General features: G+C 33.3%; 20 protein-coding genes. 7 read left to right on the top strand and 13 right to left on the bottom strand.

Going from position 1 to position 21391, the window contains the following annotated elements; translation table 11 throughout:
- Nucleotides 1–60: 60 nt before the first annotated feature.
- The 5 genes from radA to panC form a co-directional block, all read right to left on the bottom strand.
- Entirely contained in the window at nt 61–1431 is a 1371-nt protein-coding gene (gene radA, locus Q1A01_RS00965; RefSeq protein ID WP_299674581.1) for a DNA repair protein RadA, read from the bottom strand.
- 202 nt (nt 1432–1633) lie between these two features.
- A complete protein-coding gene (locus tag Q1A01_RS00960; RefSeq protein WP_299674578.1) occupies nt 1634–2782 on the bottom strand; it encodes an alpha/beta hydrolase-fold protein in 1149 nt (382 codons plus the stop codon).
- Between the two features lie 40 nt (nt 2783–2822).
- On the bottom strand, nt 2823–3785 hold the full coding sequence (locus Q1A01_RS00955) for a lysylphosphatidylglycerol synthase transmembrane domain-containing protein (protein WP_299674575.1): 963 nt from the start codon (nt 3783–3785) through the stop codon (nt 2823–2825).
- Between the two features lie 4 nt (nt 3786–3789).
- Nucleotides 3790–4140, bottom strand: coding sequence for an aspartate 1-decarboxylase (gene panD, locus Q1A01_RS00950; RefSeq protein WP_299674572.1), 351 nt, complete (start codon nt 4138–4140; stop codon nt 3790–3792).
- A gap of 18 nt (nt 4141–4158) precedes the next feature.
- Nucleotides 4159–5007 (bottom strand): pantoate--beta-alanine ligase, encoded by an 849-nt coding sequence (gene panC / locus Q1A01_RS00945; RefSeq protein ID WP_299674569.1) that lies wholly within the window; start codon nt 5005–5007, stop codon nt 4159–4161.
- Nucleotides 5008–5102: 95 nt separating this feature from the next.
- Here panC and Q1A01_RS00940 point away from each other — a divergent pair, with 95 nt between their 5' ends.
- Genes Q1A01_RS00940 through glmS form a run of 3 tightly spaced genes read left to right on the top strand, consistent with a single transcriptional unit; the run spans nt 5103 to nt 9491 of the window.
- Entirely contained in the window at nt 5103–5912 is an 810-nt protein-coding gene (locus Q1A01_RS00940) for a glycogen/starch synthase (protein ID WP_299674566.1), read from the top strand.
- Nucleotides 5913–5919: 7 nt separating this feature from the next.
- A complete protein-coding gene (locus Q1A01_RS00935; RefSeq protein ID WP_299674563.1) occupies nt 5920–7620 on the top strand; it encodes a DUF4270 domain-containing protein in 1701 nt (566 codons plus the stop codon).
- A gap of 23 nt (nt 7621–7643) precedes the next feature.
- On the top strand, nt 7644–9491 hold the full coding sequence (glmS, locus tag Q1A01_RS00930) for a glutamine--fructose-6-phosphate transaminase (isomerizing) (RefSeq protein WP_299674560.1): 1848 nt from the start codon (nt 7644–7646) through the stop codon (nt 9489–9491).
- Nucleotides 9492–9552: 61 nt separating this feature from the next.
- On the opposite strand, the gene Q1A01_RS00925 is transcribed toward glmS, so the two are convergent.
- From Q1A01_RS00925 to Q1A01_RS00890, 8 genes are all read right to left on the bottom strand, one after another.
- Nucleotides 9553–9819: a hypothetical protein gene (locus tag Q1A01_RS00925; RefSeq protein WP_299674557.1), complete on the bottom strand. Its 267-nt coding sequence runs from the start codon at nt 9817–9819 to the stop codon at nt 9553–9555.
- A gap of 4 nt (nt 9820–9823) precedes the next feature.
- Nucleotides 9824–10438, bottom strand: coding sequence for an inorganic diphosphatase (locus Q1A01_RS00920; RefSeq protein ID WP_299674554.1), 615 nt, complete (start codon nt 10436–10438; stop codon nt 9824–9826).
- 8 nt (nt 10439–10446) lie between these two features.
- Nucleotides 10447–11145 (bottom strand): LytTR family DNA-binding domain-containing protein, encoded by a 699-nt coding sequence (locus Q1A01_RS00915; RefSeq protein WP_299674551.1) that lies wholly within the window; start codon nt 11143–11145, stop codon nt 10447–10449.
- Nucleotides 11132–11893 (bottom strand): sensor histidine kinase, encoded by a 762-nt coding sequence (locus tag Q1A01_RS00910; RefSeq protein WP_299674548.1) that lies wholly within the window; start codon nt 11891–11893, stop codon nt 11132–11134. The genes Q1A01_RS00915 and Q1A01_RS00910 overlap by 14 nt, the downstream gene beginning before the upstream one ends.
- Nucleotides 11894–12182: 289 nt before the next feature.
- Nucleotides 12183–12842 carry a hypothetical protein gene (locus tag Q1A01_RS00905; protein ID WP_299674545.1) on the bottom strand — a complete coding sequence of 220 codons (660 nt, stop codon included), beginning with the start codon at nt 12840–12842 and terminating at the stop codon, nt 12183–12185.
- A 101-nt stretch (nt 12843–12943) separates the two neighbouring features.
- Nucleotides 12944–13678 carry a VTC domain-containing protein gene (locus Q1A01_RS00900; protein WP_299674542.1) on the bottom strand — a complete coding sequence of 245 codons (735 nt, stop codon included), beginning with the start codon at nt 13676–13678 and terminating at the stop codon, nt 12944–12946.
- Nucleotides 13659–16676: a hypothetical protein gene (locus Q1A01_RS00895; RefSeq protein WP_299674539.1), complete on the bottom strand. Its 3018-nt coding sequence runs from the start codon at nt 16674–16676 to the stop codon at nt 13659–13661. Before Q1A01_RS00895 ends, Q1A01_RS00900 begins: the two co-directional genes overlap by 20 nt.
- An 8-nt stretch (nt 16677–16684) precedes the next feature.
- On the bottom strand, nt 16685–17359 hold the full coding sequence (locus Q1A01_RS00890; protein WP_299674536.1) for a DUF4956 domain-containing protein: 675 nt from the start codon (nt 17357–17359) through the stop codon (nt 16685–16687).
- 295 nt (nt 17360–17654) lie between these two features.
- Between Q1A01_RS00890 and atpD the strand changes: the two genes are divergently transcribed.
- The 4 genes from atpD to Q1A01_RS00870 all read left to right on the top strand — a co-directional run bounded on the left by atpD (nt 17655) and on the right by Q1A01_RS00870 (nt 21388).
- Nucleotides 17655–19163: a F0F1 ATP synthase subunit beta gene (atpD, locus tag Q1A01_RS00885; RefSeq protein ID WP_299674533.1), complete on the top strand. Its 1509-nt coding sequence runs from the start codon at nt 17655–17657 to the stop codon at nt 19161–19163.
- 70 nt (nt 19164–19233) lie between these two features.
- Nucleotides 19234–19512: a F0F1 ATP synthase subunit epsilon gene (locus tag Q1A01_RS00880; RefSeq protein WP_299674530.1), complete on the top strand. Its 279-nt coding sequence runs from the start codon at nt 19234–19236 to the stop codon at nt 19510–19512.
- A gap of 172 nt (nt 19513–19684) precedes the next feature.
- A complete protein-coding gene (locus tag Q1A01_RS00875; RefSeq protein ID WP_299674527.1) occupies nt 19685–20419 on the top strand; it encodes a LytTR family DNA-binding domain-containing protein in 735 nt (244 codons plus the stop codon).
- A gap of 111 nt (nt 20420–20530) precedes the next feature.
- Nucleotides 20531–21388 (top strand): alpha/beta fold hydrolase, encoded by an 858-nt coding sequence (locus tag Q1A01_RS00870; RefSeq protein WP_299674524.1) that lies wholly within the window; start codon nt 20531–20533, stop codon nt 21386–21388.
- Nucleotides 21389–21391: the final 3 nt, after the last annotated feature.

Raw genomic sequence — 21391 nt, 5'->3', positions numbered from 1 at the left:
CGATTCAGTCGTAAGCTTACGAGGTGACTTACTAAATAACATCCATATTATGAATGGTGTTTACCCAAATAAATGCCGTACGACATCATGTACTTTGGCTACTTTAATGATGGAAATCTTGTAATCATGATCTGGGATTTTACAATATTTAGAAACAATAATACCTCTAAAACCTAATTTTTCTGCTTCATGAATACGTTGCTCTACACGTGTAACGGGTCGTACTTCGCCTGCTAGTCCAATTTCGGCGGCGAGACATAATGATTTATCTATAGCGATATCTACATTGCTAGATAGTACAGCGGCAATTACAGCAAGATCAATAGCAGGATCGTCTACAGAAATTCCTCCTGTAACATTTAAGAACACATCTTTTGCTCCTAATTTAAAACCAGCTCTTTTTTCTAAAACAGCCAACAGCATATTGAGACGTTTTACATTGTATCCTGTGGCGCTACGCTGTGGAGTTCCGTATACGGCGGTGCTTACCAATGCTTGAATTTCAATCATAAGAGGACGTAGACCTTCGAGTGTTGCAGCAATAGCGGTACCACTGAGGTCTTCATCGTTTTTTGAGATTAAGATTTCACTAGGATTCGATACTTCACGTAAACCACTTCCTTGCATTTCATAAATACCTAGTTCATTTGTACTTCCAAAACGGTTTTTATGAGCTCTTAAAATACGATATACATGATTGCGATCTCCTTCAAACTGAAGCACAGTATCTACCATGTGCTCTAAGATCTTTGGCCCTGCAATATTTCCGTCTTTAGTGATGTGACCAATTAAAATGACAGGTGTAGCTGTTTCTTTTGCATATTTGATGAGCTCTGAAGTCGTTTCTCGTATTTGTGAGATACTTCCTGGGCTACTTTCTATATGATTGGTATGTAATGTTTGTATAGAATCTATAATGACAATATCAGGTTGTATCTCTGAAATATGTCTAAAAATGTTTTGCGTTTTAGTCTCTGCAAGAATATAACATTGATCACTATCTGGATGAATACGATCTGCTCGCATTTTAATTTGTTGCTGGCTTTCTTCTCCAGACACATACAATGTTTTATAAGGAAGGTTTAAAGAAATTTGAAGACAAAGCGTACTTTTTCCAATGCCAGGTTCTCCTCCTAGTAGTGTTAATGAGCCAGGCACGAGTCCTCCTCCTAAAACACGATTGAGTTCGCCATTTTTTGTGTCCAACCTTTTTTCGGCAGAAGCAGTAATCTCATTTATTTTTAAAGGGGTATTGGTGCGGGTATTTGCTTTCGCGAAAGCGGTATCCTGTTTCCAATCCTTCTTATCTTCTTTTTGGATGACTTCTTCAACAATAGTGTTCCATTCTTTGCAGGCATTACACTGCCCTTGCCACTTGGCATGTTGTGTTCCGCAGTTTTGACAGAAGAAAGTTGTTTTTGTTTTTGCCATTGTTATATTTCGCTTTAAGCTAAAATACTAATAAAAATAGGTAGAAATACGTGCTTTTTAAGAATAAGGACGTCTTATATTTGTCTCAATCAAAAACATGTCGTGTTTTGATAAAAATATTTGATTGGGGGATTGAATATTATGCAAAAGAGCAGTTACTTAGTAACTGCTCTCTTTTGTTTTTATAGATTGTGTACGCTTCTTAATAACCGAAATCTGCTTTGATTTTATCTGCTTTATCAAGCATCAAGTCTTTGGTTAAGAAAGATATTTCTTCTAATAAGTATGCGTTTTGGTATGTACGCATCGCTTTTTTAGGTTCTCCAGATTTTTCAAAGGATAATGCAAGGTAGTAGCTTCCTAACATTGTCTCTGGATATTGTTTTCTAGCAAGTTGCCCTAATCGCTCCATATCTTCCCATTTTGATTTTTTCTGTAATGCTTTTCCAACAGCAACAATATCATTAACTCGCATAGGGTCATCAAGTCCAAAAAGTTGTCGTACTGTTGTGTATTTGTCCACAAGATAATCATAAGGAGAACCATCTAGTTTTAGAAGGACTTCTTTGTATTCTTTTTTACTAATAGGGCGATAAATTGAAAATATTTCTTCGATAGCTTTAGGAATGGCGCGTCCTACAAGAGAGTAGTGTGTTGCTCCTTCAAAATTATCGAAGTAATATTTTAGATTAGAATTTGAGACTAGTTTTATTTGACTATTTAAAGGCTCTATTGTTTCTCTTAAAACACGTATGTCTTCTGTAGCAGTAGCTAAATAATAAAATACTTTTTGTTCTGAAGCGCCTAACCTTGCAATAAGACGTGTTTCCATTTCTGGAGCGAGATCTGGACTTAATGATACATATCCTTGAAAGAGTGCAGGACTCTTCATAAGATAATAGTTCATAAAGTTTGCGGTAAGATCATGACCTACGACCATTCTAAACTGATTGGTACGGTATTTTTCATCAAGCCACGGCATTAACTCTAAGCCTATAAATTCAAAAAAGGCAGCACCTCCGTCTACAGGTAAATAACTCACATCATCATAATAGGTGTCGCTATCTCTTGTATCTACTTGATTAATGCCTACAACTATAGCTTCTGGCATTTCTTCCCAGTAGCTGTAATAATCTACATTACCGGCTACAGGTTCAAATAGGTAATCGCCATCTAGTACGACAATAACGGGATATGTTTTCTCAACATTCGATTCGTAGTTACGAGGTAGCTGTATTTTAAGTTGACGTGTTTCGTCTAGTTTTATAGAAGAGATTTCTTCATACTGTGTTTGTGCAATACTTCCAAAGGAAAGGCATAGAAATAAAACTGAAAAAAAAATTGATTTCATTAGGGCTGTTATTTTAATAAGTGCCCTAAAATACAAAATTTTATCTGCGGCGTATTACAAATACATAAAGAGCACAAATACCACCAATAAGTATATTGAAAATAGTTTGTGTGCCCCAGATAATAGAGCCAAAGGCATTCCCATCTGCTTCGTCATAACCGAAAAAAGAAAAAATAGTGACCATGGCAATAGGGTAGGCTCCCATACCTGCATTGGTGGCACTCATGGCAAAAGCTCCTATAACAAATGCAGCAAGCGTAACACCTGTAGAAATACCTTGAAGTCCTGGAACGGTAAGTGTTACAATCCAAAACATAGCGATGTACATGGCCCAAATGAATAAAGTGTGAAAGATGAAAGCAGCATTTTTTTTCATAGATAAAATGCTTTTTACTCCTTCTAAAATCCCTAAACCAAAGTTGCGAACTTTTACAATAAATGGATGTGATGATTTTTTTAAAATACGTAGCCCTACAATTCCTATAACGAGTAGAATAGCAAGGCTTATGATGGATGATATAGGATTTGCTTTTTCTTTAAATAGATCTATTAACGCAGTAGATTGCAATATAACTGCGGTAATCATTATTAAGAGGAGCATAATGAGATCTGCAATACGCTCAGATACTACAGTTCCAAATGCTTTTTCAAATGGAATTTTATCTGTGCGCTGAATGGCTACTGCTCGCAATACCTCTCCAGAGCGTAATACAAATGTATTTGCAAAATAGCCCGTCATTACTGCTGCAAGACCATTTCCAAATTTTGAGGTATACCCCATGGGTTCCAGCATAAAATTCCAACGATATGCTCTAGACGCATGACTGAGAATAGAAAATATAAAAGAGATGCCTATCCAGAGTGGGTTTGCATTTTTGATGGTATCCCATAAATTGACTCTTTCTTGTGAAGTCATTCCTCCAAGCCAATACCACATTAAAAAAACTCCCAAAGCGAGTGGGAGTATAATTTTAAATGCTTTTATGACTTTTTTATAAGCCACAGGCTTACTTTAACAAGTTTGTGCTTTCGTCAGGGAAACAAAGCGTAGGCTTGAACTTTTTTGCTTCCTCTAAATCCATAAATGCATACACAATAAGGATTAAAATATCTCCTTTAGAAACTTTTCTTGCAGCAGCTCCATTTAAAGTGATTTCTCCACTTTTTCTTGGGCCAGGGATTGCATACGTTTCTAGGCGTTCTCCATTAGTAACATTTACAATTTGAACGCGTTCTCCTTCAATAATTTTTGCAGCATCCATAAGATCTTCATCTATGGTAATACTTCCTATATAATGTAATTCAGCTCCTGTTACTTTAACACGATGAATTTTAGATTTTACAACATTTACTAGCATGGGTCAAAGATAGGTATTTTAGTTAACAGCCATATTATCTATGAGACGTATTTCTCCTGCAAAAGCAGCAATAAAGGCACGGTATTTTTGATTTTTACGCTTTCGCGAAAGCGGTTTTAGATTTTTTACATTTGAGATTTCGAAATATTCCAACTTAAGGTGTGGATTCTCATTAAATTGACCAGTGACCCATTTTCGAAGTTTGCTAGCGCTTTTGTTTTTAAAATCTTTATTTACTTGATGGAGTATCTTGTAAATAAAGGTAGCTTCTTCTAATTGTTGAGGTGTTAATCTTGCGTTTCGGCTACTCATTGCAAGCCCATTTTCTTGTCTATGGATAGGGCAACCTGTGATTTTAAGAGGTAATTTTTCTATTTCAACAAGTTTTTTTACAATAAGTAATTGTTGAAAATCTTTTTCTCCAAAAAAAGCTTCATCAGGATTTACTTGTCTAAATAAATGATTAAGAACCGTTCCAACACCATCAAAATGTCCAGGACGATGTGTTCCTTCCATTACGGTTTCTATTCCTTTAAAATTGTATTGCTTTGAAATGACATCAGGCCCATATACTTCTTGAGCTGTAGGGGCATAAATAGCAATGCGGTTCTTGTACTTTCCTAAAAATGAGGCATCTTGATCTAGAGTTCGAGGATATTTTTCTAAATCAGAAGCATTGTTAAATTGTGTAGGATTCACAAAAATGCTTACAATTATATAATCGTGACGCTCTAAGCCAAAGTCAATTAATGACGCGTGGCCTTGATGTAAAGCTCCCATAGTAGGGACAAATCCTATGGTAGATTTTTGTGCTTTTTTCTCTGAAACATATTTAGCTATTTCAGTTTTTGTTTTTATTAAGTTCACTTTATCAAAAAATTAACGCCTGCAAACTTACTATATTAAAGGCAGATTGCATAAAATTTAGTATTTTTGCGTGTTTTTAAATCAACAATTTATATATGAAAGATAAGAGGATATTGTACGTGTCATCTGAAGTTATTCCCTATTTACCAGAGACCGAAATTGCCTCTATGTCGTTTGAAGCTCCTCAAATGGTAAACTCTAAGGGGGGTCAAATACGCATTTTTATGCCGCGCTATGGCAATATTAATGAGCGCAGGCATCAGTTACACGAAGTAATAAGGCTTTCAGGAATGAACCTAGTCATTAATGACTTTGATATGCCTCTTATTATAAAAGTTGCTTCTATTCCTAAAGAGCGTATACAAGTATACTTCATAGATAATGAAGAATACTTTAAGAGAAAAGCTACATTTACAGATGAGGATGGAAATCTTTTTCCTGATAATGATGAACGTGCTATTTTCTTTGCGAAAGGAGTAGTTGAAACTGTAAAGAAACTAAATTGGTCTCCAGATATTATCCATGTACATGGATGGTTGGCATCATTATTACCATTATATCTTAAAAAATATTATGCTAGTGAGCCTCTATTTAGTCAAAGTAAGATTGTTACGTCTATTTATAATCAAGGATTTGAAGGATCATTAAATAAAGAAATGATTAATAAGATTGCTTTTGATGGAGTAGACACAGAAAGTATTTCTGAATTACAGGATCCTACATACGAGAACCTTATAAAGGTAGTTGTAAAAAATTCTGACGCAGCTATTATTGGGTCTCCAGAATTACGTGAAGATCTATCTAAAATACTTAATACATCTAAGATTCCTGTTTTACCTTATAAAAAGAAAGAGGAATTTCCACAAGCGTACGAAGAATTTTATACCACCAAAGTACTAGAGTAAAAAGACTATGAAAATTTATAATTATATAAGTAAAGGCTTAATAGCCTTACTCTTTGTATTTGCATATGTTGCTTGCGAAGAAGAATTAGGTGAAGTAGGAACTGGGATTGTAGGAGAGGTAAACTTTGATACTGAATTGATAGATGATTTAGGTGTTATTGCTTATAGTGATAATTATCCTTTAGGCGTTCAGACAAATGGTGCTCCAGTGGGAGTGCTAGGGGTGTATAATGATCCTGTGTATGGTAAAACAACAGCTTCATATTTATCTCAAATGACCCTTTCAAGAACAAATCCAGAGTTTGGAGATAATACAGTTCTTGATAGTGTCATATTTACATTACCCTATTTTGCGAGACAAATTGCGGTAGATGAAGATGGGAATAATACCTATGAACTTGATTCTATATTTAGAAATACAGGTGGTATTACATTATCTGCTTACAGATCAAACTTTTTTTTAAATGATCTTGATCCAAACTCAAACTTTGAAGATCCTCAAATATATTTTTCTAATGATGTTCCAAATTTCCAAGGAGTAGAGGGAGATTTGTTGTTTCAATTGACTGATTTTGTGCCACAAGCTGATGAAATTATCTTGGCAGAAGTTACTTTTGATGAAGATGGAGAGCCTGTTTTAGATGAAGAGGATAATGTGGTAAAAGAGTTTTCTGAGCGTATTTCTCCCGCATTAAGACTAGAGCTTAATAAAGAATATTGGACTCAAAATATTATTGAAAGAGAGGGAGATGATGTGCTTTTAAATATAAACACATTTAATGATTATTTCAGAGGTCTTTATTTAAAAGCAGAAGATGCCGATAGTAATGGCAACTTATTCTTGTTTGATTTTAATCAAGCAAATATTACACTTTATTATAGTTTTGATGGAGATGATGATTCAGCTGATCCTGGAGAGCCTACTAATGATGGATTAGGAGAAATTACTCTGAATTTTAATGGAGTTAGTATTATAGATTATCAAAACCAATTTGATCCTACTATAGAAAATGCTATAGAAAATTCTGATAGAACTAATGGTGAAGATAACTTATATCTAAAAGGAGGTGATGGAAGCATTGCTATAGTAGAGCTTTTCGGACCTGATTTTGATGGTGATGAAGTTGCAGATCAGCTAGAAGTACTTCGTACGTGTAATGATGATATCATTATTAATGAGGCAAATTTAACTTTTTATGTAGATCAGGATGATTTAGGAGCTGGAGGTGGAGTGTTAGAGCCAGAGCGATTATTTATGGTAGATTTTGACAACAATAGATTGTTAATTGATGGTTCTTTAGATAATACAGCAGGTATAAATGGTCCTGTTAATACAAGAATAAATCATTTAGGAAGACTTGTTAGAGAAGAGGAAGGGAATGAGTCGAGTTTAGGACAGAGTTATAGAATACGAATTACGCAACATGTAAATAATCTTATTAAAAATGATTCTACAAACGTGCGTTTAGCATTGGCTGTTTCGCAAAATGTAAGTGTTGATAATACAGCAATAATAGCAGGAACAGGAGGCATAGATGATGCTTTAAGAACGCCCCTTTCTAGTGTAATTTCTCCAGAAGGAACTATTCTTCATGGTAATTTGAGTGCTGATGAAGCTAAAAAATTAAAATTGAGAATATTTTATACGATAACAGGAGATATAGACCCTGACAGTCCTTGTGGTCAAATATTAGGTTTAGATAATTAAATAATTGAATAACATATAGCAGTATGTGCGGAATTGTTGGTTACATAGGATATAGAGATGCATATCCTATTATTTTACAAGGATTACAACGTCTTGAATACAGAGGGTATGATAGTGCAGGAATAGCACTTTATGATGGGGAAAACCTTAAAATGTCAAAGACGAAAGGAAAAGTCGAAGATTTGAAGAATCGCTTAGAAAGCGAAATTTCAACAAATGGATCTATAGGTATTGGTCATACAAGATGGGCAACACATGGTGTGCCTAATGATATTAATTCACATCCTCATATTTCTAATTCAGGTAATCTTGTTATTATTCATAATGGAATTATAGAAAACTATGATCCATTACGTAAAGAACTTATAAATAGAGGGTATTCTTTTACATCAGATACAGATACAGAAGTACTTGTAAACTTAATTGAAGATGTAAAGATAAAAGAAGGTGTAAAGTTAGGAAAAGCTGTTCAGATAGCACTTAATCAAACGATAGGTGCATATGCTATAGCTGTTTTTGATAAAACAAAACCTAATGAAATTGTAGTGGCTAGACTTGGAAGTCCGCTAGCAATAGGTGTTGGAGATAATGAACTTTTCATAGCATCAGATGCGACTCCTTTTATAGAATATACAAATAACGCTATTTACTTGGAAGATGGTGAGATGGCAGTTGTGCGTAATCATAAGAAATTAAAAATTCGTAAGATTAAAGATGATTCTCTTGTAGATCCTTATATACAAGAACTCCAATTAAATCTAGAGCAAATAGAAAAAGGAGGTTATGATCACTTTATGCTTAAGGAAATTTATGAGCAACCAGATGCAATTACAGATACTTTTAGAGGGCGTATGCTTGTAGATAAAGGTATTGTTAGGATGGCTGGAATAGATGACAATTTAGAGAAGTTTTTAAATGCGCGTCGTATTATTGTCGTTGCTTGTGGTACTTCTTGGCATGCAGGTCTTGTTGCTGAATATATTTTTGAAGAGTTTGCTCGTATTCCTGTAGAAGTAGAATATGCTTCTGAGTTTAGATATAGGAATCCAATAGTATATAAAGATGATGTTGTTATAGCAATTTCTCAAAGTGGAGAAACAGCAGATACAATGGCAGCTATTAAATTAGCAAAAGACCAAGGAGCTTTTGTTTTTGGTGTTTGTAATGTTGTAGGGTCTTCCATATCTAGAGAAACACATGCGGGAGCCTATACGCATGCTGGTCCAGAAATAGGAGTAGCATCAACAAAAGCATTTACAACTCAAATTACAATTCTTACACTTATTGCTTTAAAGTTAGCAAAGCATAAAGGAACACTTTCAACTTCTGAATTCAGAGCGTATCTGCAGGAGTTAGAACGTATTCCAGCAAAAGTGGCGAAGGCTTTAAAATCTAATGAGCAAGCAGAACATGTAGCTTCACAATACAAAGATGCATCTAATGCATTATATCTTGGACGTGGTTATAACTTTCCTGTAGCGCTAGAAGGAGCATTAAAGCTTAAAGAAATCTCATATATCCATGCAGAAGGATATCCTGCAGCAGAAATGAAGCATGGTCCTATTGCATTGATAGATGAGCAAATGCCTGTAGTTGTTATCGCTACCAAAAAAGGACATTATGAGAAAGTGGTTAGTAATGTAGAAGAAATAAAGGCACGAAGTGGAAAAATAATTGGTATCGTAACAGAGGGTGATGAAGAAGTGAAAAAACTGGCAGATCATGTTATTGAAATACCAGAAACATTAGAGCCGTTTACACCTTTACTAGCGACAATACCATTACAATTATTATCATACCATATAGCAGTAATGTTAGATAAGAATGTAGATCAACCTAGAAACTTAGCTAAATCTGTTACCGTAGAATAAGAGATAGATTTAGTAATACAAAAAAAAAAATCTCGCTATTTGCGGGATTTTTTATGTTTTATTATGAGCTGTTTATAGGTAATTTTAATTGCTCTTTTTCAATGTCAAAGTTGGCTTTAAGCCAATCTGATATTTGCCAGATATGCCTGTATTCTTTTGGTTTTTTAAATTTATTTATAAATGTTCTAGAATATGTTTCAAAATGGATAATTAGATAACATTTTCGATTTATTTTTTTTATTTCTAATGAAGAATATGTTTTGTCGCGTAAAGAATTAATGAGTGCCTCATGTGTTGTCATGTTTTCTTCTTCTTCTTCTTCTTTCATGAACTCATTTCTCATTTTTAAGCACTACACTTTTAGTAATTTCCTTAAGTGCTTCCTCTTCATCTCCCCAGCCTTTACTTATTAATTTATCACCTCCTGTGTCATAATGTAAGAACCATGATTCTATACTGTTTTTTGCATGAATGTATTTTTCTGAAAAAATAGTATACGTAGATGCGTCTATAATACGTTTTTTAGGATCACTAGGGATGCAAATAATTTTATAATCAAATTCTCCATTATCTAATAATTTAAGCATTGCGATTGGAATTACTTCTACTATTGAACCTGTAGGAACAGCTTCTGAAAGAAGAAGAATATCCAACGCATCTCCATCTCCTCCTTTAGCTGGGTCTGAATGGGTGGAAGGGATAAATCCATAATTTGCAGGATATGGTAAGAATGAAATGATACGATCTTTACCATCTCTTTGATCTATTTCAAATAAATGAGTTTTAGGATTAAACTCTATTTTTTTATTGGTGCCCCCAGGTATCTCTATAACGCAGTTTATGGTGCCATTTTTAGAAAATGTGGGAGTGGTGTATATATTATCTTTTGGGGTGCAATTTGTATGCAAGAATGCTATCAATAAAATATAAAGTGTGCGTTTGATCATATTTGTTATTATAGATTAAGAGCTTTTAGAACACTGGCTTTATAGGTTTGGCCAATAGGTATTGTGTGGGAATCTAATAGTATTTGATTTCCCGAAAGGTGATTTAGTCTACTTAGATTTATGCTAAATGATTTATGAGTGCGTATGAAGTAATCTGGAAGGTTTTCTATAAAATTAGAGAATGTACTATGTGTAACAATAACCTTTTCTTCTAGAATTACTTTTATATAGTCACCATAGGCTTCTATGTATTGTATGTCCTTAAAAAATACCTTATGGAGTACTTTACTTTCTTTTAAAACAACAAAATCATCTATAGTTTTTATTTGAGGTTTGTGGTTTAGAACTTTATGTATTGCTTTTAAGAATCGATCATAAGCGATAGGTTTTAAGAGGTAATCTATAGCATTTACTTCAAAGCCTTCTACAGCATATTGAGGATAAGCAGTGGTAAAGATTACTGCAGGGGGGTGTTGTAGACCTTTGTAAAAATCTAATCCAGATTGTTGAGGCATATTAATATCTAGGAATAAAAGATCAATATCATCGTGTAGCTGTAAATATTTATAGGCCTCTGAAGTGCTACTACATGTTTGTTTTAATTCTAAAACTTCAGTGTCCTTAATAAAATGATGTAATACACGTTGAGAAGAAATCTCATCATCAATAATAAGGCAATGTATATTTCTATTTTTATTGGTGCTCATCTGTGATTTCAATAGTGACTTTAAAAGTGTCAACAGTATTTTCTACAATAAATTGGTGACATTCAGGATATACCAAATGTAAGTTATTCTTTAGATTTTCTAGGCCTACTCCTGAATAGGTAGTAGCTAAGTTATTTTTTATAGAAGGGTTTGTAGCGTTCGTTATTTCAAATTTAAAATGATTTTTAGACTGCAGTAATTTGATTTGTATTGTCTTTTGGGCATGAGAGTCAAAAGTCCCGTATTTATAACTGTTTTCAATAAGTGGTAATAATAACATAGGATATATTTTGAACTGCTCATCTTGGATGATTATTTTAAAATCTACGCTGTTTGAGTCTTGTACACGATATTCCTGGAATGCAATATAGTTTTGCAGCAATTTTGTTTCTTCTTTTAAAGTGACACGCTCTGTATTTGAATCATAAATTACATAGCGTAATACATCAGAAAGCTCTACGATTGCTTTTGTAATATTAGTATCTTTTTCAAGTGCCATTGCATAAATCACATTTATAGAATTAAATAAGAAATGCGGATTTATTTGTGATCGTAATGATAATAGTTGTGTTTGAATATGTTGGTTTTTAAGTTTTAAAACTCTGTTTTCATTAGTGTTAAAATAAAACCAATCTTCAGCTAGTTTTAAAAGTGTTGTAGCGATAAGGAAAATGCTAAATATGGTATACACGTTTTTATTTGAAACATAAGAAACAAAGAAAAAGTCTGGGAATAAAGTATCTAGCATTGGTTGGAAAAATGATAGACACAAGGTTATGAAAAAAGCTAAATTTACTAAAAATAATAGGGTGTATACTATATATTTTTCAAGCTTTAAAAATTTAGGAATTAAGAAATAAAAATTGATATTCACAGGCATAGCCATAAAAAGAATGAACATAAAAGTGTAGATATAATCAACTTTTATAGGTTGTTGTCCTTTGGAAAATATAAATACAAGAACTACAAACGCTAAAGACCACAAAACGCTATGTAATAATAGTGGTCTGTGATAATTAGCTTTTTTAAAGTTAAAATTAAGGTCTTGCATTTCTAGGTTTTAACGTGTAAACATCATCATTGTCCCATTTACTGTCGAAATCTAATGTCATAAACTTCTTTAGAAAGTTATGAAGCTCTTCACTAGGAGCTGTAAGAACTAAATCTTCATTAACACCTGTTTTTTCATGTTTAATTCGCAGTTTATTTTCTTTCATTAGATTGTTAATTGCTTTTTCTGATAACCATTTTAAAGTAATAGAACCGTCTTCGTTCATTTCTACATAAGCTGTAGAATGTGTTGTTAAAAGATGCGCTGCGGCAAGTCCATTTAATTCATTGCTCCCATATTCAAAAGGAGTGAAATCAACAAATAAATATTCATTTACTTTAAATGGCATTGCTATAAATAGAGCTTCGGAGTTTTTTTTAGTATAATTAATGATATACCCGTCTTTGTATGTTTCAAAAGCTTTTAAATCATCTTCAGATGGTTTTTCTTCTTTTTTTTGGTTTTTTACAAATTCTTCTTTTACAGAAGTGACAGTCCAAATATCATTTTTTTGATCAGTCCAGTTACCTATAAGCTTTTCATTATATGATAGGTCTTCTGTTTTATAAAAAGGCTGAAGTGATTTTACAACACAAGAGCTAAAAAGTAAAACAGATGTGAGTAAGATAAGAGCTTTAGATTTCATAGTGTTTAATTTTAAAGTTTAGGCTAAACTCATGTTTCTATGCCTAACTAACAACAAATTTCGACAAACACAAAGGAACTAATGCTAAACACTATAATAGCTTAATTATTCTGCTGGTGATGTATAAGGTTTACGCCTCGTACATATTTTGAATTTTTAGATAAACGAGCGGTAAATTGCTGTGTGAGTTTTCTACTTTCTTTGTCATCAGATACGTTGTATTTTAATTCTAAAACAGTATCAGATAGTGGTTCTTTTGATCGGTCGTAGTCGGGAAAATGCGGATTATAAAACGTCATATTATAATCTATAGTAATTCTATAGTTGCCACAGTCAGATAAAAAATACCTGCGCTCATAAGAATTATATAGAGAAGGGGTTAGGTTGCCCAGCTTTAAAGCCAATTCAGGGGTGTGGTTTTCTTTGATAGCCTCTCTAATTCTTTGTTGGATTTCTTGACTTGTATGTTTTTTTAAATGAAATGTATGTTCGCTTAAAGCGAAAGACAACTTATCTCCAACTGCACCGTATTTTTTCTTTATTTCAAGAACAGGCTTTTCGATAAGCTCAAAAGCATCTCCATACCACCGCAATCTATATTTATCACGAAGTTCGTCTCCAGATACATTCTGATGATAAAAACTCATTGCTTGATCATCATAGTAGATGTTATTGACGGTACGCCGGTGAAAAATTTCGCGAAAGCAAAAAGAATTAGAAAGCACAACGGTATTTATAAGATCTTCTGGAGTTATGGTTTCATAAATGAATTTACGCTCATATCTCAGATTATTGGAAGCTGTTGTTGGCATATGTTTAGCGACTACTTTTTCCATATTCATTTCCGTACATCTTATCAATGACGTTGTCATCTACTGTTTCTACAGCAATATCATTTAAAATAAGGCTTGATTTGTTTTCGATTAGATAGTCAAGTTCATTGTCTTTCAGAATAGCATCTTTAAGGATTATAGTGGCTACCCCGTACTCTGATTTTTTCTGAAAGGCAGAAATACCTAATCGTGTGTCTGTAATATGCACATTGGCAAGTCTTACGTTAGAGAGATCTTTACTTACAACGCCTATTTCTCCTCCAAAAACTTTAATGTCTTGCCCTGTGATTGTGCTATTTTCACCAGCACTAATTGCTTTATCAGAAGGAGTTTTTATAGTGATGTCTTTTAGATAGAGTTCAGATCCGGAAACATCAATACCATCATTTCCTGAGTTTAAAAAAGTACATCTTTCTAAAGTTCCTGTAACAAAATCTCCATCAAATGCATCAGATTGCGTGCTTTCAAATAACGTATCTGTCATTGTAAATGATGAACGTATAATGTTAAGACCATCTTCACATCTATTATTACTAAATACACTGTTTGAAATAATTACTTCACTTTCGTGAAAATTTACTGCGCCAGACACTTCCCAGATATCTGATTTTGGGTTTGAAAGATTGTCAAATGTGCTGTAGCTTACTTGAGATTGTTGCGCTGCATTTGAAATAAAAATACCTCTACCCGAGCTATCTGATGAGTAAAATTTGATAGGTTTTTCTTTAGTGCCATTACTTATAAAAGTAGCATAAGAAAGTAGGGATGCTTCATTTTTAAAATCGAGAATGCAACCAGGAGTTATATGTATGGTATAACCTGCTTGGATAATAAGATCTTTTGTGATTTCATGAGCCCCTTCTTTAAATACAAGAATATTTTCTTCTTGTATTTCTATGAAAGAAAACTCTTGAAAGTTTTCTTCTTTTTGCTTTTTGTAATACGTAATGCTTTTATCTAGGTTTGGATTTTTACTAAAAGGGGCAATAGTCGCATTCCTTCTTGTAAGAATACCCTTTACATAATGAGACACTCTTAGTTTTTGTACATCTTTAGGGTACTGAAAAGCTCCTTTTTTATTTTTTTTTGAAACAAATGCGTTTACAAAATAGTTGCTGAGTGAAAAATCAACAACAGTACTAGATTTTTCTTTTAAAGTAATTGCTTCTTTGTTAATGCTTAAAACACGTCCTTCTGTATCTAATAAGTTTTCTATAGTAACAGGTTGTCCAGATACATTGTTAATTTCGATTCTCATATGGTTTTCATCATATGAAATTAAATCTGCAGTGATAAGAACAGCAGGATTGATCTGTTTTTTGATAAAGTTGCTATTATGTGCAAGAATATCTAAGTCAAAAGAGTTTGTGAATTCAGTGTATATATCTGTTTTCAACGGTTGCAGTTCTTTAATATGGCGTTGTATAAGATCATTAATAAAATTAGAATCACTAACTAGTTTGAGTTTTTCGAGCACTTTTTCTTGAAGAACAGTATCATTTTTAGACATAGGGTACTCAAGCATTTTAGTTAATCGAGTTCCGCTATTTGAATCAAAGGATATAGGTTCTAATTTATTTGTAATAGGATTGTAATAGATGCGCAAGTTGTGCCAGATGAATCCATGATATCCTCCAAAAAGATTAGTAAGTGCTATGAACGTTGCAAGTTTATCTACATCAAAAACTTCAGATGTTTTGTATTTTCCATTGCGTAGCCCGTCTAGTAAATCTTTTGCTGTATCAAACTGCTTTGAAAGTTTAGGGTCAGAAAGGACTTTGTTCTCATTAAAAATTTTGATTTGCGCATTACGTAAGCTGTGAAGGTCTCTAGATAAAGAGTTGGGTTCTAAATTAAGAATGCGCTGTTTTTCTCTATCTTTCCATAATAGAGATTCGTCAAAACCTACTATAATACCTTCTCTCTTTTTATTATTTTCGATAAGGATCTTGTCAAAAGACTCTTCTACTGCCATAATTCCCATTGGAATATCTACATCAGTTATGCTTCCTGAAACTTTAAGATTGACTTCTGCAAAATTGTATCGTAGTCCTATAAGTTCATTTTCTTTAACAACTTTATTAAATAACCATTCCCATAAATAATTACGCACAATGGGATGTTGTACAGAAAATTTGCGCATCCCTTTAAAAGTGTTTTCACCTTTCATAATAAATCGATATGACCATTTGTTCTCATGCTTTAAATGATCTGTCCAATCCCCTTTAAGGCGCAGTTCTACTTTTTGATATTCTTCATTATTTAAAGAGATACGACCATTCACAATATCGTCATCTTGAGATATAAGAATTCCTTTGCTTAAAGCATCATTTCTTTTTGCTTTAATTTTAGCAAAAGCCTCCTGATTTATTGTGAAATTAATTTTGTCTAATTTGTTTTTTAGTTGATCTTTAGGAATGTCTTCAACAGTTAGTTTTCTAACGTCTAAAGATCTACCTGCATTAGGTTGAAAACGTCCAGTATTGATATACGCTATATTTTCGATAGGGATGTAGCTTTCCATATAACTACTACTAACTAAGTCTTTTTGGAAAACATAATATATATCACCATCATCTTTAATAACCTCAGGCTTTTGTTTAAAATCTACATTAGCATAAGTTGCTTTCCCTTTAAGTTTCGTACTATCTTTTACATATACATGCATAAAGAAATTATCAGATAGTGATCTTCCTTCCGGCTTATCCTTGTATTTGTAGATTAATTTAGGTGTTTTTGATGTATTTGCAATGTAAATATTTAAATCATCGTCACTATATAGTTCATGATCAGTTGTTTCAAATAAATTTGTATACGTTATTTCTTTTAATATAGTAGGCGTATTTATGTTATTAGCATTACTATTTTCTGTCGTAGAAAGTTTTTTGGGAGTATTTGAATTTCCTTTGGTGATTAAAAAAAAACTTAGAACAAACACCCCAATTATCGCCGCGATTGTAAAGGGGTTTACTTTTGCCGAGGTGTTGTTTTTAATTTTCATGTTATTCCTTAAAGTGTGTTATCTATAAAAGTCACTTGTATATTAGGATCTATAGCGATCAGTTTTTCATTAATACTATTTAAATCTTCTAATGATTTTACCTTTACCAGAAAATTAATAGCAACAGATGTCGCCTCGTGTTTTATTCTCTTTACGTCAACTTGTGTTGCGTTTTCACTTACTGTATCACTTATTTCTTTGATGATAGTTGTTTTTTTATCAGTATCACATTCAAGATTTATTAATAAATTTTGAGTGATAGAAGAAGATTGTCCTTTGTGTTGTAGTACAATGATTAAGAGTAAAACAATAAACCCTACCAATGTGGGTAATAATTGATTTGCACCCATACCTAAACCTATGGCAATAGCCATAAAGAAATACCCCAACTCTTCCGGCTCTTTTATAGCTGTTCTAAAACGTACAATAGATAATGCTCCCACAAGACCTAGGGAAAGCGCCAAAGATGATTTTACAATGGATATAATAATAAACGTAGTAAGTCCTACAATCATTAGTACTTTAGATAATTGATGTCTATTTGAGATAGACTGTCCATATCTATTGTACACTACAGAGAGTAAATAAAGTAATACAGCACAAAGTAAAATGTATGCGATATAATTTATAGGAGAAAACGAATCTTCGACAGTAATAGAAATTTGCTCTAATAATTTATCCATAAAACAGTTGTAAAATTAAAGTAAAGCTAATGTAAATTTATTTCTTTACACCAGCTAAGTTTATTGTGATTTTTTCAAAGAAGTCCTCGTGTATGACTGTATTAAATAATAGATTTCAGATGTAAAAAAGGAGACTATTTTCATTTGGTTTTGGTGCGCTTTCGCGAAAGCAAAAACTTCCCCATAAAAATTAAAGACAATAGGCTTTTTTATAAAGAAGAAAACAGTATCTTTGCGCGGTGAAAAACGAAGTATTTTTTCATCATATATTTTGCTAAACATTAAATAGTTAATAATGTCAAAAGTTACAGGTAAAGTTGCACAAATTATTGGCCCAGTAGTAGATGTAGCATTCGAAAGCGGCGCTGAATTACCGAAAATTTACGATTCACTAGAAGTGAAAAATTCAGATGGAACGCTATTAGTTCTTGAAGTACAATCACATATCGGTGAGAATACAGTACGTACAATATCAATGGATTCTACAGACGGATTAAGCCGTGGCGTAGATGCAGTAGCTACTGGAGCACCAATCCAGATGCCAGTTGGAGATGATATTTATGGGCGTCTTTTTAACGTAATTGGAGATGCCATTGATGGTATCGGTAACTTGCCAAAATCTGGCGAAGACGGATTACCAATTCACCGTCAAGCACCAAAATTTGAAGATTTATCAACATCTACAGAAGTACTTTTTACAGGTATTAAAGTAATCGACCTTATTGAGCCTTATGCAAAAGGAGGTAAGATTGGATTATTTGGAGGAGCTGGAGTAGGAAAAACAGTACTTATTCAAGAGTTGATTAACAATATTGCAAAAGGACACGGTGGACTTTCTGTATTTGCAGGAGTAGGAGAACGTACACGTGAAGGAAATGACCTTTTAAGAGAAATGCTTGAGTCAGGTATTATCAAATACGGAGATGACTTTATGCACTCTATGGAAGAAGGAGGATGGGATCTTTCTAAAGTTGATAAGAAAGCAATGAAAGATTCTAAAGCAACCTTCGTATTCGGACAGATGAATGAGCCTCCTGGAGCACGTGCTCGTGTGGCACTTTCTGGACTTACTATTGCTGAATATTTCCGTGATGGAGCAGGAGAAGGACAAGGAAAAGATGTACTTTTCTTCGTAGATAATATTTTCCGATTTACACAAGCAGGTTCTGAAGTATCAGCACTTCTTGGACGTATGCCATCTGCGGTAGGATACCAACCTACATTAGCAACAGAGATGGGTGCAATGCAGGAGCGTATTACATCAACAAAAAGAGGATCTATTACATCTGTACAAGCAGTTTACGTACCTGCAGATGACCTTACCGATCCAGCACCAGCAACAACGTTTGCTCACCTTGATGCAACAACAGTACTTTCTCGTAAGATTGCAGAGCTAGGTATTTACCCAGCGGTAGATCCATTAGATTCTACATCTCGTATTCTTACAGCAGATATCTTAGGAAATGAGCACTATAATTGTGCACAAAATGTAAAAGAGCTTTTACAGCGTTATAAAGAACTTCAGGATATTATTGCCATCCTTGGTATGGAAGAACTTTCTGAAGAAGATAAAATGGCCGTAGGACGTGCACGTCGAGTACAACGTTTCCTTTCTCAGCCATTCCACGTAGCAGAGCAGTTTACAGGTATTCCAGGAGTATTAGTAGATATTAAAGAAACGATCAAAGGATTTAATATGATTATGGATGGAAAGTTAGATCACCTTCCTGAAGCAGCATTTAACCTTAAAGGAACGATCGAAGAAGCTATCGAAGCTGGAGAAAAAATGCTTGCAGAAGTATAATTAAGTATACAGTAAAGAAACAATATAGCATTATTGTAACTGATACTGTTTTACTGAAAAACTAAAAAGTATGCACTTAGAAATTGTAACACCAGAAGCATCATTAGTAAAAGGAGAAGTAACATCTGTTACAGTACCTGGCATAAATGGAGAGTTTCAAATGCTAAATAATCACGCCGCTGTAGTATCATTACTTGCAGAAGGGAAAGTGAAATTTGCTGGAAGCCCTGAAATTGCAGAAGGTTTTGAAGATAAATTTGTAAAAGAAAGTGACGGTAGTTGGTCACTATCTATTACAAGTGGAACAATTGAAATGAATAATAATAAAGTGATTGTATTAGCAGATTAATTCTGACCTATATAATCAAAATTGGTATATTTAATCCCTGCTTTGAATAAGCAGGGATTTTTTTATGTTTCTAAGTAATTCGTTTCCTTTTGTAAAATTATATCGGCACCAGTTTTTAATTGGTATTACCTTAGGCCTTTTTATTGCATTTCTTGTTATTTTTTTGGAGCCTATGGGCGCAAATAATTATTCAAACCCTTATAAGAATTTATACTTTGCAGGGTATGGAGTGCTTGTTTTTCTGAATTATTTGCTTTTTGTTTTTCTGTCAAATATCTATATACATTTTCTGAAAATATGGAATTGGCTTGAAGAGATTTTATTTTCATTTCTACTCATATCAACGGTAATTATCATCACCTTTTTTTATACAGAGCTTTTTATTAATAAGCGTACAGAAAGCCTGAGTTTAGCGACTTTTTTATGGTGGTATAAAAGTATGTTTCTAGGTTTTGGAATTATAACAAGTATTCTAATGCTTGTGCTGAGGCATTATTATGGCAGAAAACCTCTAGTGTCAGAAAAGATAAAAACTTTAGGTGGTTTTACGACTGATGAAGTAACGCAGGAAATAGTGATTAAGGGAGCTCTAAAAAAGGATTTCTTTACATGCATACCTAACCATATATTATATATAAAATCGGAAGATAATTATGTACTTATTTATCATATAACCCCTGAAGGAATTAAAGAAAAGATGCTACGGGGTACTTTAAAACACATCCAAAATCAGTTGTCGAACTTTCTGAAAGTTCATAGATCATTTATTGTAAATCCTATTCATATAAAAGAACTTAAAGGAAATGCTCAAAATGGAAAGTTATACCTAAGCGAAGTAGATACGCCTATCACAGTTTCCAAAACACACTTTGAAAGTGTAAAAGCAACAATATCTTCACAACAATAATATATGTTTTAACCACAGAAAGTATAAGTTTACCACAAATACACAGCTGTCACGTCATTTTTTTTGAAGACCCATAGGGTGTCTATTTATTTGCTTTCAAATACAATAGATATGAAACGATTTTTAAAATTAACAAAACAGTTTTTTCTTATTTTACTATTAGCATGTGTAGTAGCAATTATATATATAAGATGTACTCGCCTAACGGATGAGATTATGTATGAAATGGGAAATGCTACGTACAGTAAGTATACAACGAATCTAAACCATGAAGAGTTTTTTTATGAAGTAGAAGATGTTACCTTGCATGCAGTGCTTTTTAAACCAGATTCTATAGCTCCTATAGGAACGATCATTCACTTTTCAGGAGGAGGAATGCACATACCAACATCTGAACAGTCTTATGGTCCTTTTTTGGAAAAGGGTTTTCAGATATTTAATTATGAACGTAGAGGTTTAGGGCAATCTACAGGAGTAGCAGATCATTCAAAAGAACTACTAGAAGATGCCTTCTATGTTTTTGATCAAGTAATGCAGATCCCCCATATCAAAAATACACCTATTATTTTGTGGGGACAATCTATGGGAGGACCTTATGCTACATCGGTGGCGGCGGTAAATCAAGATAAGATTAACGGGCTTATTCTTGAGGGAACCTTTTCATCTTTTCCAGATATTGGAAAAGAATTTGCTCATGTTTTGCATCTAGAGCAGATGAGTTGGATAGTTCCAATAGTTATGAATAATGACTTTCCAACAGCTGAGGTTATTAAAGATATAACAAAACCTACGGTTATCATACATAGTACAAAAGACGATACAGTTCCTTTTGAACTAGGTGAAAAGATATATAAAGCCTCAAATAAGGAAAATACTAAATTCTGGACGGTAGACTCTAAGCATATAGGAGCATTATATAAGTACGAATCTTTATATCTCTCAAGATTTGAACAACTTATCAATGATTGATAT

This window comes from uncultured Dokdonia sp. (assembly GCF_947492815.1).
GTDB lineage: Bacteria > Bacteroidota > Bacteroidia > Flavobacteriales > Flavobacteriaceae > Dokdonia.
Note: the sequence above shows the minus strand (reverse complement) of the source record. Positions and strands in the feature narration are given on the sequence as shown.